The 11,426-nt window shown below is 65.6% G+C and carries 15 protein-coding genes; all 15 read left to right on the top strand.

Annotation, left to right across the window (positions count from 1 at the left end; genetic code table 11):
* Positions 1–9: 9 nt before the first annotated feature.
* The 15 genes from GTP44_RS02000 (at position 10) to ssb (ending at position 11,397) form a co-directional block, all read left to right on the top strand.
* Positions 10–693, top strand: coding sequence for an energy-coupling factor ABC transporter permease (locus tag GTP44_RS02000; protein ID WP_161018081.1), 684 nt, complete (start codon positions 10–12; stop codon positions 691–693).
* On the top strand, positions 690–1,031 hold the full coding sequence (locus tag GTP44_RS02005) for an energy-coupling factor ABC transporter substrate-binding protein (protein WP_161018082.1): 342 nt from the start codon (positions 690–692) through the stop codon (positions 1,029–1,031). Before GTP44_RS02000 ends, GTP44_RS02005 begins: the two co-directional genes overlap by 4 nt.
* Complete coding sequence (gene cbiQ / locus GTP44_RS02010; RefSeq protein ID WP_161018083.1) at positions 1,021–1,755, top strand: cobalt ECF transporter T component CbiQ; 735 nt, start codon at positions 1,021–1,023, stop codon at positions 1,753–1,755. The genes GTP44_RS02005 and cbiQ overlap by 11 nt, the downstream gene beginning before the upstream one ends.
* Positions 1,752–2,606, top strand: a complete 855-nt coding sequence (locus GTP44_RS02015) for an energy-coupling factor ABC transporter ATP-binding protein (RefSeq protein WP_161018084.1) — start codon at positions 1,752–1,754, stop codon at positions 2,604–2,606. The genes cbiQ and GTP44_RS02015 overlap by 4 nt, the downstream gene beginning before the upstream one ends.
* A complete protein-coding gene (gene cobM / locus GTP44_RS02020; protein ID WP_160988250.1) occupies positions 2,603–3,388 on the top strand; it encodes a precorrin-4 C(11)-methyltransferase in 786 nt (261 codons plus the stop codon). Before GTP44_RS02015 ends, cobM begins: the two co-directional genes overlap by 4 nt.
* Positions 3,385–4,368, top strand: a complete 984-nt coding sequence (locus GTP44_RS02025) for a sirohydrochlorin chelatase (RefSeq protein ID WP_161018085.1) — start codon at positions 3,385–3,387, stop codon at positions 4,366–4,368. The genes cobM and GTP44_RS02025 overlap by 4 nt, the downstream gene beginning before the upstream one ends.
* Complete coding sequence (locus GTP44_RS02030; protein ID WP_161018086.1) at positions 4,365–5,042, top strand: precorrin-8X methylmutase; 678 nt, start codon at positions 4,365–4,367, stop codon at positions 5,040–5,042. Before GTP44_RS02025 ends, GTP44_RS02030 begins: the two co-directional genes overlap by 4 nt.
* On the top strand, positions 5,039–6,229 hold the full coding sequence (locus tag GTP44_RS02035; RefSeq protein WP_161018087.1) for a cobalt-precorrin-5B (C(1))-methyltransferase: 1,191 nt from the start codon (positions 5,039–5,041) through the stop codon (positions 6,227–6,229). The genes GTP44_RS02030 and GTP44_RS02035 overlap by 4 nt, the downstream gene beginning before the upstream one ends.
* A 1-nt stretch (position 6,230) precedes the next feature.
* Positions 6,231–7,535 carry a precorrin-6y C5,15-methyltransferase (decarboxylating) subunit CbiE gene (gene cbiE / locus GTP44_RS02040; protein WP_161018088.1) on the top strand — a complete coding sequence of 435 codons (1,305 nt, stop codon included), beginning with the start codon at positions 6,231–6,233 and terminating at the stop codon, positions 7,533–7,535.
* Positions 7,528–8,325, top strand: a complete 798-nt coding sequence (gene cobI / locus GTP44_RS02045; protein ID WP_161018089.1) for a precorrin-2 C(20)-methyltransferase — start codon at positions 7,528–7,530, stop codon at positions 8,323–8,325. The genes cbiE and cobI overlap by 8 nt, the downstream gene beginning before the upstream one ends.
* The gene (locus GTP44_RS02050; RefSeq protein ID WP_202412598.1) at positions 8,322–9,074 is read left to right on the top strand and encodes a cobalamin biosynthesis central domain-containing protein; all 753 of its coding nucleotides are present in this window, start codon (positions 8,322–8,324) and stop codon (positions 9,072–9,074) included. Before cobI ends, GTP44_RS02050 begins: the two co-directional genes overlap by 4 nt.
* Positions 9,071–9,478 (top strand): cobalamin biosynthesis protein, encoded by a 408-nt coding sequence (locus tag GTP44_RS02055; protein ID WP_161018090.1) that lies wholly within the window; start codon positions 9,071–9,073, stop codon positions 9,476–9,478. Before GTP44_RS02050 ends, GTP44_RS02055 begins: the two co-directional genes overlap by 4 nt.
* Positions 9,475–10,455: a precorrin-3B C(17)-methyltransferase gene (gene cobJ / locus GTP44_RS02060; protein ID WP_161018091.1), complete on the top strand. Its 981-nt coding sequence runs from the start codon at positions 9,475–9,477 to the stop codon at positions 10,453–10,455. The genes GTP44_RS02055 and cobJ overlap by 4 nt, the downstream gene beginning before the upstream one ends.
* The gene (locus GTP44_RS02065; protein ID WP_161018092.1) at positions 10,452–10,799 is read left to right on the top strand and encodes a (2Fe-2S) ferredoxin domain-containing protein; all 348 of its coding nucleotides are present in this window, start codon (positions 10,452–10,454) and stop codon (positions 10,797–10,799) included. Before cobJ ends, GTP44_RS02065 begins: the two co-directional genes overlap by 4 nt.
* 94 nt (positions 10,800–10,893) lie before the next feature.
* Entirely contained in the window at positions 10,894–11,397 is a 504-nt protein-coding gene (gene ssb / locus GTP44_RS02070) for a single-stranded DNA-binding protein (RefSeq protein ID WP_161018093.1), read from the top strand.
* Positions 11,398–11,426 lie beyond the last annotated feature (29 nt).

Consider the following 11,426-nt stretch of genomic DNA (forward strand, 5'->3'; position numbering starts at 1 on the left):
AGGTTTCGAATGCACATCATGGAAGGCTTTTTGCCGCCCGTGCATGCAATGGGGTGGGCCGCCGCTTCCTTGCCTTTTCTGGCCTGGGGCTTGCGCTCCATCGGTCGCGACCTGCGCGTCCATCCTGAACGGCGCATGCTGCTGGGCGTGGCGGCGGCGTTCGCGTTTCTGCTGTCCGCTTTAAAACTGCCGTCGGTGACGGGCAGTTGTTCGCATCCCACCGGGGTGGGCTTGGGCGCGGCCTTGTTCGGCCCCGCCGCCATGGTGCCGGTGGGCTTTGTGGTGCTGCTGTTCCAGGCGCTGTTGATGGCGCACGGCGGTTTGACCACGCTCGGCGCGAACGTGTTTTCGATGGCGATTGTCGGCCCCTTTGTATCGTATGGCGTGTTGCGCGCGGCTGCGGGCTTGGGCTTGTCGCGTTCCGTGTCGGTGTTTCTGGCGGCGAGCCTTGGGGATCTGGCGACGTATGTGACGACTTCCGTGCAGCTGGCGTTGGCGTTTCCGGCGGCGGTGGGCGGCTTTAGCGTGTCGTTTGCCAAGTTTGCCGGCATCTTCGCGTTGACGCAGGTGCCGATTGCGATCAGCGAAGGCTTGCTGACGGTGCTGGTGGTGAACGCCATGGTGCGTTTCAATGCGCACGAACTGCGTGCGTTGCCGGTGATGGCGATCGGCGCGCGCAAGGAGGCCGCATGAAAATACGTAACTGGATGCTGGCGCTTGCGGTGGTGTTGATCTCCGTGCTGCCGCTGCTGCTGGTTAGCGCGCCACCCGCCGCGCCGGGCGCCGAAGCGCCGGAAGCCTTCGGAGGCGCCGACGCGCGCGCGCAGCAGGCCATCGGCGACATCGCGCCCGGCTACCAGCCCTGGTTTAAGCCGGTGTTTGAGCCGGCCAGCGCAGAAATCGCCTCGCTGCTGTTCGCGCTGCAAGCCGCCATCGGCGCCGGCGTGATCGGCTTCTGGCTCGGCATCTCGGTCGCCCGCGAGCGAGCCCGCCGCGAAGTATTAGCCGCACAGGACCAACGTGCTGATTGAGACGGCGGCATATGCGAGCCGCTGGCGCGATGTCGCGCCGTCGGCTAAGGCGCTGTTCGCGGTCGCCGGCATCGTCGCGTCCTGGCTGGCCCAAAGCCCGGCCGCATTGGCCGCGCTGATCGCCATGCTGATGCTGACCGCCTTGCTGGCCGCCCGCGTCCCGCTGCGCAGCTACATCGCCATCGCCCTGCCGCCGCTTGGCTTCCTGCTGCTCTCCTGCCTGACCATGTTGTTCGGTCCCGACGAAAACGGCCATTGGCACTGGACCACCACCATGCTGCCGACCATCCAGCACACCGCCCTGCGTTCGCTGGCCATGCTGGCCGCGCTGCTGGGCCTCGTCCTCACCACGCCGCTGCCGCATCTTCTGGCCTTGCTGCGCCGTCTGCGCACGCCGGAACTCCTGCTGGACTTGATGGTGCTCTGCTACCGCATGCTGTTCGTGCTGCGTCAGGCCTGGGACGAAAGCATCACCGCCCAAACCGCGCGTCTCGGTTACCGCAACTGGCGCCAGGCATGGCGCTCCACCGGCCTGCTGGCCGGCCAGATGGCAGTCCAGGTCTGGCAACGCGCGGCCGCGCTGCAAACCGCCGCCGATGCCCGCGTCTACCAAGGCACGCTGCGCTTCCTGCCTGCCATTTACCCGCAAGCGCAGCGCCAGCAAGTCATCGCCGCGTTGGCCGGCTGCGTGATGCTGGCGATCGCGGTGGGAGACCGCCTGTGAGCGCGCTCCTCGAACTGCGCGCCGTCGGCCACACTTATCCCGACGGCAGCATCGGCCTGCAGGAGTGCAGCTTGGTGCTGCAACGCGGCCGTCGCTACGCTCTGCTGGGTGAGAACGGCGCCGGAAAAACCACCGTGCTGCAGCACCTCAACGGTTTGCTGCGCCCGGGTGCCGGCACACTGCACTACGATGGTCAGCCGTTTGACTACAGCCGCAAGGGCCTCACCACGCTGCGTAGCCGCGTCGGCCTCGTGTTCCAGAATCCGGACCGACAACTGTTCTCCGCGCTGGTCGAAGAAGACGTTTCCTTCGGTCCGCTCAACCTCGGGCTGCCCGACGACGAGGTGCGCCAGCGTGTTGCCACCGCACTGGATGCGGTAGGCTTGCGCGATCACGGCCGTCGCGCGGTCCACCAACTGAGCTTCGGCCAAAAGAAGCGCGTTTGCATCGCCGGCGTCCTCGCCATGGAGCCGGAGGTGCTGCTGCTGGACGAGCCCATGGCCGGGCTGGACGCACCGATGCAGGCAGAACTCACCGCACTGTTGGACCGCCTCGCCGCGCGCGGCGTCACGATCGTGTTGTCCACGCACGACATCGACTTCGCGCTGCGTTGGGCGGACGATATTCACATCATGTCCGCCGGCCGCTGCATCGCCTCCGGCCCCGCGCAGCAACTGGCCGCGCAAGCCGACACCCTGCGCGTCGCCGGCCAACGCCCGCCCGCCGCATTGGCGCTGCACGCGGAACTGGTCGCCCTCGGCGTGCTGCCAGCCGGCCATGCACCGCGCAGCATCGACGCGCTGCTCGACCAGCTGCGCGCACTCAAACAATCAGGAGTAAGCACCGTATGACCACCCTCGGAAAAATCTGGTTCGTCGGCGCCGGTCCCGGCGACCCGGAACTCATCACCGTCAAAGGGCAGAAGTTGCTGTCCCAGGCCGGCGCCGTGCTGTTCGCCGGTTCGCTGGTCGACCACGCCGTCACGCTGTACGCGCCGCCCGGCTGCGCCATCCGCGATTCCAAGGACATGACGCTGGAAGACATGACCGCCTGGCTGATCGATCAGGCCAGCCGTCACGCCACCGTGGTGCGCCTGCAAACCGGTGACCCATCGCTGTACGGCGCGCTGATTGAACTCGCGCGCCCGCTGACCGACGCCGGCATCGAATGGGCCGTGGTGCCGGGCGTTTCGTCCGCCATGGCCTCGATGGCCGCCGCCGGCGAATCCATGACGCTGCCGGAAGTGACGCAAACCGTGATCCTCACGCGCGTTGAAGGCCGCACGCCGATGCCGGAGGGCGAAGACCTCGCCAGCCTGGCCGCGCACCGCACCACGATTTGCATCTTCCTGTCGATTACCCTGATGCACAAGGTGGAAACCGCGTTGCGCACCGCCGGCTGGCCGGAAGACGCGCCGATGATGGTGGTGCACAAGGCCAGTTGGCCGGGGGAGCAGAAGATCGTTCGCGGCACGCTGGCCGACATCAAACAGCAATGCCGGGAGGCCGGCATCGCAAGCCAGGCGATGATTGTCGCCAGCCCCACGCTGGGCGCGCTGCACTGGGAAACCCTGGCGCGTTCCAAATTGTATGACCCAACATTTACCCATCGTTTCAGAAAGGCGACCGCATGAACCCAGCTAATTTCGACACCATCCTGATCGTCGGCCACGGTTCCCGCGAGGATTCCGGCAATCAGGAGATCCGCGAATTCACCGAGCAATGGCGTGCGCGTCGCCCTGACTGGCGCATTGAGTTGTGCTTTATCGAATTCGCGCCGCCGGAAATGAACGCCGCCTTGCTGAAAGCTGCGCAAACGTCCAGCCGCGTGCTGGTGGTGCCGCTGATTCTGAACGCGGCCGGCCACGTGAAGATGGAAATCCCCGAGGCGATCGAGCAGGCGCGCGCCGCATGTCCGCAAACGGAAATTCTGCTGGCGCCGCACCTGACGGCCTGCGATCCGATTCTGGCGATCCTCAAGCGTCGCCTGCGCAAGTTGATGAATACGTTGGACATGCCCGACCCAACCACCACCGGCGTGGTGGTGCTGGGCCGTGGCTCGTCGGATCGCGGCGCCAATGGCGAGATGGCCAAGATGGCGCGCTGGCTGATGGAGGAGGGCGATCATGAGCTGGTCGACCTGGCGTTCACCGGCATCACCTGGCCGCGTTTGGAGAAGGTCGTGCAGCGCCATGTTCTGCTGGGCATGCGCCAGATCGTCGTGCTGCCTTACTACCTGTACACCGGCACGCTGATGCAGCGCATTCACCGCCAGGTGGAGCATCTGCGCACCCAGTACCCGCAGATTCGCTTTGCCTGCGGCGATCATTTCGGCTTTGAGAAAGAAATCTTCGAGCTGATGGACCAGCGCGTGGAAGACCTGCGCGCCGGCGTGCAGGATAGCCGCCTGCCATGCGATGGTTGCAGCTACCGCGAAATCGCGCATGACATGGGGCATGGCCACTCGCACGCCCACACGCATGATCACGCACACGCCCCAGCCGAAGCCGCGCATGGCCATGATCATGCACATGACCACGCACACGGCCACGCACACGGCCACGATCATGCACACGACCATGATCACGACCACGCGAAAGGCCAGCCAGCATGAGCACCGTGAACACCGTCACCGAACAACTCACGCGTGCAGGCCAGGTCATTGAGCACGACAGCTTCGCCATCATCGACGCCGAAGTTGGCCCGCACGCCTACACGGAAGCCCAATGGCCCATCGTGCGTCGCATGATCCACGCCAACGCCGACTTCGACTTCAACGGCCTGACCGACTTCCATGCAGACGCGGTGGAAGCCGGCATCCAGGCAATGCTGAAAGGCGGCACACCCGTGGTGGCCGACGTCGAAATGATTTGCTCCGGGCTGTCGCAACCACGCCTGGGCCACTTCGGCATGAAGACCCACCAGTTCATCAGCGACGCCGACGTCATCGAAACCGCCAAAGTCGAAGACACCACCCGCGCCGTGCAAGCGATGCGCAAAGCCCACCGCAAAGGCCTGCTGAACGGCGCCATCGTCGGCATCGGCAACGCGCCCACCGCACTGATCGAGCTGGTACGCCTGATCCGCGAAGAGGGCGCCAAGCCGGCGCTGGTGGTCGGCATGCCGGTGGGCTTCGTCTCCGCCGCCGAATCCAAAGACCTGGTGGCCGAATTGAACGACGTGCCATGGATCGTCATCCGTGGCCGCAAAGGCGGCTCCACGCTGGTAGTCGCCACGGTGCACGCCTTGCTGTCGATGGCCGAAGCTCGTCAAAAGGCCCAGCCATGAAAGAAAAAACGGCTGCCGAAAAAGGCACCCGTACCGGTTTCACCACCGGCGCCTGTGCCGCCGCCGCCGCGCGCGCCGCGGTGCTGGGACTCGTCCATGGCCGCGTGCCGGAAGAAATCGAAAGCCTGCTGCCCAACGGCAGCCGGATCACGTTCGCCATCCATGACGGCCAATGCGACAAGGACCATGCCCACGCCATGGTCATCAAATTCGCCGGCGACGACCCTGACTGCACCGACGGCGCCCACATGACCGTGGATCTGCGCCTGCTGCCAGGCCAAGCCGGCGAAGTAGTGTACGTGGCGGGCGACGGTGTCGGCACCGTCACCATGAAAGGCCTTGGCCTGGAGGTCGGCGGGCCGGCCATCAATCCCGTCCCGCGCAAGAACATCGCCGACAACCTGCGCGAAGCCGCGCCGGAACTGCTGGCGCAGCACGGCATCGAAGTCACCATCAGCGTGCCGGATGGCCAGGTGATGGCGAAGAAGACCACCAACGCGCGCCTCGGCATCCTGGGCGGCATCAGCATCCTCGGCACCACCGGCATCGTCAAGCCGTATTCGACAGCCGCCTGGCGCGCCAGCGTGGTGCAGGGCATTCAGGTGGCGTCCACCTCGGGCCACAATCTGGTGGCGTTGACCACCGGCGGCCGCACCGAAACCTTCGCCATGACCACGCTGCGCGCCGAGCGCCCGGAGCTGCCTGCCGCCTGCTTCGTGCAGATGGGCGACTTCCTGCGCTACGCGCTGGATGAAGTGGTGGCGCAGGGCATCCAACTGGTGGTGATGGCGGTGATGGTCGGTAAGCTGACCAAGATCGCGCAAGGCGAAACCATCACCCACGCCAACCGCAGCGAAGTCGATACCGACCTGGTGGCGGAAATCGGCCGCCGCATTGGCGCCACCGAAGAGGACTGCGCCGCCATGGCCGCCGCCGAAACCGCGCGCTTTGGCGCTGAGCTGATGGTGGAGCGTGGCCTTGGCGACGCCTTCCACCACGCACTGGCGCAAGCCGCCATCGACACGCTGACCGCGCCGGACCGCTACGGCCGCAAGTTCCAACTGCGCGTGCTGGTGTGCGACTTCAGCGGCGTGCAGGTGGCCGACGTCTGGTCGGCTCCCGCCGAGCCGCACGAACGTCCCGCCAGCGCCGGCCGCATCGGCATCGATCATTTACCGGAAGCCTAGAATGGAAATCAAAGACCCCAATCCCTGTCGCGTGATCGGTGTGCTCGATGACGGCATCGCCAGCTTGAGCGGCACCGCGCTGGCGCTGCTGCGCAACGCGGACGTCATCATCGGCGGCGCACGCACGCTGGCGCTGCTGGAACGCGAGTTCAAAGCGGGCGCCGTGCGCCACGACCTGACCGGCAAGCTGAAAGAAGTGCCCGAGTGGGTACGCGCCGCGCGCGCCGACAACCTGGCTTGCGTGGTGCTGGCCACCGGCGACCCGCTCTGCCACGGCATCGCCCCGTATCTGGCGCAGCACCTGTGCGTGGAAGCGCTGGACATCTTGCCCAACCTGTCCACGTTGCAACTGGCGTGCGCGCGCATCGGCCTTGCATGGCAGGACGCACGCATCGTATCCGTGCATGCGAAGGATGCCGGCGAATGGCAACGCGGCGCCACGCCAACGCATGGCATGTACGCACTGGCGCAAGCCGCGCGCCAGCACGCACGCCTGCTGATCCTGACCAGCCCGGACAACTCGCCGGACCGCATCGCGCGCCTGCTGCTGGCCGAAGGTCTGGGTGACGATTTCCTGATGGCGGTGGCGGAAAACCTGCTGCAGCCGGAAGAGCGCGTGCTGGCCGAACTCACGTCACAAGAAGCGGCCGGGATGAAATTCGCCGCGCTGAACGTCGTGCTGCTGTGGCGCGTTACGCCAGCCACGCGCCCGGTGCGCTTTGGCTTGGCCGACGCCGAATTCGTGCAACGCCAGCCTGAGAAGGGCCTGATCACCAAACAGGAAGTACGCGCCGTCAGCCTGGCGCGCATGCAGCTGCGCGCGGACAGCGTGGTGTGGGACATCGGCGCCGGTTCCGGCTCGGTGGGCCTGGAGGCCGCGCGTCTTTGCCCGCAAGGCCACGTCTACGCCACCGAAAAGAACGAGGCCGACTACGCCATCGCCGGCCAGAATCACGCCGCCTTCGGCATCAGCAATTACAGCCTGTATCTCGGCAAAGCGCCGGAAGGGCTGGACGCGTGGCCCGATCCGGATGCGGTATTCATCGGCGGCTCCGGCGGCGAACTGGCGGGGCTCATCGACGGCATCATCAAGCGCCTGCGCCCGAACGGCACGCTGGTGATGAACTTCGTCACGCTGGAAAACCTGGCCACCGCCACGGCCACGCTGCAATCGATGGAAGGCGTCAGCTGGGACGTGCTGCAACTGCAAGCGGCGCGCAGCAAGCCGATACTGCATATGCATCGCATGGCCGCCGAGAATCCGGTATGGATCGTCTGCGCGCGCCGGGAGATCAACAATGACTAAGCCGGGCACCCTGTGGGGCATCTCGCTCGGCCCCGGCGACCCTGGCCTGATTACGCGCGCCGCATGGGAAGCGCTGCAACGCCGCGACACCATCTGGGTCTATCCGGCGCGCAGCGGCAAGACGCCAAGCTACGCCTTCGACATCGTGCAGCGCGCCGGCGTCACCCCGCCGGAGCATCACACGCAACTGCTGTTCCCCATGACGCATGACGGCGAGAAGCTGGGCCGCGCATGGCTGAAGGCGGCGGATACCGTGCTGCCATGGCTGCGCGAAGGCCGCGACGTGCTGTTCCTGGTGGAAGGCGACGCCAGCACCTACGCCACCTTCGGCCACCTCGCGCGCACCGTCAGCGCCATTGATGAACAGGTGCCGGTGCGGATCATCGCCGGCGTCAACTCATTCACGGCGGCGTGCGCGCAAGTGCCGGTGCCGTTTTCCGAACAGGACGACACGGTCGCCATCGTGCCCGCCGCTTATGGCGTCAGCGCGGTCGACCGCCTGCTGCCGGACTTCGACACGCTGGTGCTAATGAAAGTGAAGCCCATTCTCGATGACCTGATCAACTGGATGGAACGCCGTGACCTGCTGGCCGGCGCCCACTTCATTGAACGCGTCGGCGCGCCGGACGAACGCCGTTACAGCGGCGACGACATTCTGGCACTGCGCGGTACCAAGGTCAGTTACCTGTCGCTGCTGATCATCAAACACGCGCACCGCATTCGCGGTGAACGCATCAAGGGCTGCCTGCGCAAGGACGGCCCACAACCTCTCTCCCTGGAGACCGCATGAGCACCATCACCAATCAGCCGGCGCCGCGCGTATGCCTGGTCGCCATCACCAAGCACGGCGCAGCGCAGGCCGCGCGCCTGGCAGCCGATCTGCCGGAAGCGGACATCTGCACCTCGGCCAAATTCGCCGCCACCTTCGCGGAAGCCAGCAACACCGTGCGCGCCTATGACGGCGCGCTGCGCGACGAGATCGGGCCGCTGTTCGCTGGCTATGACCAGATCATCTTTTTCGTCTCGCTGGGCGCCGTGGTGCGCCTGATCGCGCCGCACCTGCGCAGCAAGGACGAAGACCCAGGCATCATCGTGGTCGATGACGCCGGCCAGTACGTGATTCCGGTGCTGTCCGGTCACGTTGGCGGCGCCAATGAATGGAGCGAACGCGTGGCAGACCTGCTGGGCGCCGCGCCGGTGCTGACCACCGCGTCGGACGTCGGCCGCACGATTCCGGTCGATATTCTGGGACGCCACCTCGGTTGGAAGGTAGAGGCGCCGAAGATCAACATCACGCGCGTGTCCGCGCATGTGGTCAACGGCGAACCGATCGCCTTCGTGCAGGAAGCCGGCAGCCCGGATTGGTGGACGCGTCCGACGCCGCTGCCGGAGAATATCCACCGCTTCACGCGCTTTGATGATGTGCCGCTGGACCGCTACGCCGCGCTGCTGTGGGTGACGCATGCCGACGTGCCGGCCGATCGCTGGGATACGCTCAAAGAGCGCCTGGTGGTCTATCGCCCGCCAGTGGAAGCATGAGCGATCAATTCACCGTGGGACTAGGCTGCGACCGCGGCGTGCTGCTGGAGACGGTGCGCGAAGCGCTGCAAGCCGCACTGACCTTGGCCGGCGCGCGCGCCGACCAGGTGATCGCCGCCGCCAGCATCACGTTGAAGAAGGACGAAGTGGCGCTGCTCGCGCTGGCCGAGGAAAACGGCTGGCCGCTGCACTTCTACGAAGCGGAGCAATTGGCCGCGGTCGAAGTACCGCATCCATCCGAGACCGTGCGCAAGTACACCGGCACGCCATCGGTGAGCGAAGCGGCGGCGCTGCTGGCAGCAGGACCGAATACGCCGATGACCGCGCTGGTCGTCGAAAAACATAAACTCAAAGGAGCCGATGGCCGCAACGCCACCGTCTCCATCGCAAGGAAAACACCATGAGTGGAGCAGGAAAAATCATGCTGGTCGGGATCGGCCCCGGCAGCGTTGAACACATGACGCAGCGCGCGCGCGACGCCATCGCCGAATCGGACGTGGTGATCGGCTACGTCACTTACATCAAGCTGGTGGCGGACCTCATCGAAGGCAAGGAGATCATCCGCAAATCGATGACCGAAGAACTGGACCGCGCCGTCAGCGCATTGGAGGCGGCGCGCGCCGGCAAGAAGGTGGCGCTGATCTCGTCGGGCGACGCCGGCGTCTACGGCATGGCCGGCCCGACCTACGAGGTGCTGTTCCAGGCCGGCTGGACGCCGGAGGACGCGGTGCAGGTTGAAATCGTCCCCGGCGCCTCGGCGCTGAACAGCTGCGCCGCGCTGGTCGGCGCGCCGCTGACGCACGACTTCTGCGCCATCTCGCTGTCCGACCTGCTGACGCCATGGCCGACCATCGCCCGCCGGCTGGACGCGGTGGCGATGGCCGATTTCGTCGTCGCGCTGTACAACCCGAAAAGCGGTCGCCGCACGCGCCAGATCGTTGAGGCGCAGCGTCTGTTCCTGCGTCACCGCCGTCCGGATACGCCGGTGGCCATCGTCAAGAGCGGCTATCGTCGTCGCCAGAACATCGTCTTCACCACGCTCGATTCGATGGCCGACGCCGACATCGGCATGCTCAGCACCGTCCTGATTGGCAACAGCAACACCTTCGTACGCCACGGCCTGATGGTCACGCCGCGCGGCTACGCCAACAAGTACGACATGGAAGAGGGCGGCGCCACGCGCGAGGGCGAGAAGGCCGGCCGTTCGCTGTCCACCGGCCTGCTGGGCTGGCTGGAGACGCTGCAGGCCGAACATGCGGCCGGCGACAGCGTCGAACTGCTGGCCGAGCGTCACCGCCTGCCGGCCGACTACATTCGCGCCACGCTGGAAGAACCGTGGGAAGCGACCGAGGCCGCCGCCACCGAGGAGGGCGAGGCATGACCGAACCTGTCGTCAAGCCGAAAATCGGCAACTACCACCGTCACATCCTGATCTGCACCGGCCCACGCTGCAGCCAGGACGGCGCCTCGCAGGCGCTGTTCGACAGCCTGGGCGACAAATTCAAGGCCGCCGGCCTGAACGAAGGCCCGTTGCGCGTCAAGCGCAGCCGCGTCAGCTGCTTCGCGGCCTGCAAGGGCGGCCCGGTCATGTGCGTGCAGCCGGATGGCACGTGGTATTACAACGTCACGCCGGAGAATATGGACCGCATCATCGAAGACCACCTGTGCAATGGCAAGAAGGTCGAGGATCTGGTGTTCCACCAGGCGGGCGAGGCCGACGCTTGAGCCGTCGCAAGACGCTGCGAACGAAATCCGGGGATATCAGGGCAAAAGTGAGCTAAACTTCTAGTTTGGCCGAACACATTGGAGTTTTAATAAAATGGCATCAGTTAATAAAGTCATCATCGTCGGCAACCTGGGTCGCGATCCGGAAATTCGCTACATGCCTAGCGGTGATGCGATCGCCAACATCGCGGTGGCGACGTCGTATAAATCGAAAGACCGCAACACCGGCGAGCAGAAAGAGCTGACCGAGTGGCACCGTATTTCGTTCTTCGGCCGTCTGGCGGAAATCGTCGGCCAGTACCTGAAAAAAGGCTCGTCGGTCTACGTCGAAGGCCGTCTACAGACCCGTAAATACACCGACAAGGACGGCGTGGAAAAATACGCCACCGACATCATCGCTGAAAACATGCAAATGCTGGGCGGTCGCGCCGGCATGGGCGGCGGCGACAACATGGACGATGGCGGCGGCTACGAAGCCCCGCCACAGCGTCAGGCTCCGGCCCCGCGTCCACAAATGGCGCCACCGGCCCCGGCACCACGCCCGGCCCCACGTCCAGCGCCGAACTTCTCGGATATGGATGACGATATTCCGTTCTGAGACCCAGTTAGATAGTAGATGTAAACTAC

It is taken from the genome of Duganella lactea, from assembly GCF_009857505.1.
GTDB lineage: Bacteria > Pseudomonadota > Gammaproteobacteria > Burkholderiales > Burkholderiaceae_D > Rugamonas > Rugamonas lactea.

Excerpts from the sequence above, each read along its gene's own strand:
- GTP44_RS02000 (WP_161018081.1), top strand. The coding sequence starts at position 10 with ATGCACATCATGGAAGGCTTTTTGCCGCCCGTGCATGCAATGGGGTGG.
- GTP44_RS02005 (WP_161018082.1), top strand. The coding sequence starts at position 690 with ATGAAAATACGTAACTGGATGCTGGCGCTTGCGGTGGTGTTGATCTCC.
- cobM (WP_160988250.1), top strand. The coding sequence starts at position 2,603 with ATGACCACCCTCGGAAAAATCTGGTTCGTCGGCGCCGGTCCCGGCGAC.
- GTP44_RS02025 (WP_161018085.1), top strand. The coding sequence starts at position 3,385 with ATGAACCCAGCTAATTTCGACACCATCCTGATCGTCGGCCACGGTTCC.
- GTP44_RS02030 (WP_161018086.1), top strand. The coding sequence starts at position 4,365 with ATGAGCACCGTGAACACCGTCACCGAACAACTCACGCGTGCAGGCCAG.
- GTP44_RS02035 (WP_161018087.1), top strand. The coding sequence starts at position 5,039 with ATGAAAGAAAAAACGGCTGCCGAAAAAGGCACCCGTACCGGTTTCACC.
- cbiE (WP_161018088.1), top strand. The coding sequence starts at position 6,231 with ATGGAAATCAAAGACCCCAATCCCTGTCGCGTGATCGGTGTGCTCGAT.
- cobI (WP_161018089.1), top strand. The coding sequence starts at position 7,528 with ATGACTAAGCCGGGCACCCTGTGGGGCATCTCGCTCGGCCCCGGCGAC.
- GTP44_RS02050 (WP_202412598.1), top strand. The coding sequence starts at position 8,322 with ATGAGCACCATCACCAATCAGCCGGCGCCGCGCGTATGCCTGGTCGCC.
- GTP44_RS02055 (WP_161018090.1), top strand. The coding sequence starts at position 9,071 with ATGAGCGATCAATTCACCGTGGGACTAGGCTGCGACCGCGGCGTGCTG.
- cobJ (WP_161018091.1), top strand. The coding sequence starts at position 9,475 with ATGAGTGGAGCAGGAAAAATCATGCTGGTCGGGATCGGCCCCGGCAGC.
- GTP44_RS02065 (WP_161018092.1), top strand. The coding sequence starts at position 10,452 with ATGACCGAACCTGTCGTCAAGCCGAAAATCGGCAACTACCACCGTCAC.
- ssb (WP_161018093.1), top strand. The coding sequence starts at position 10,894 with ATGGCATCAGTTAATAAAGTCATCATCGTCGGCAACCTGGGTCGCGAT.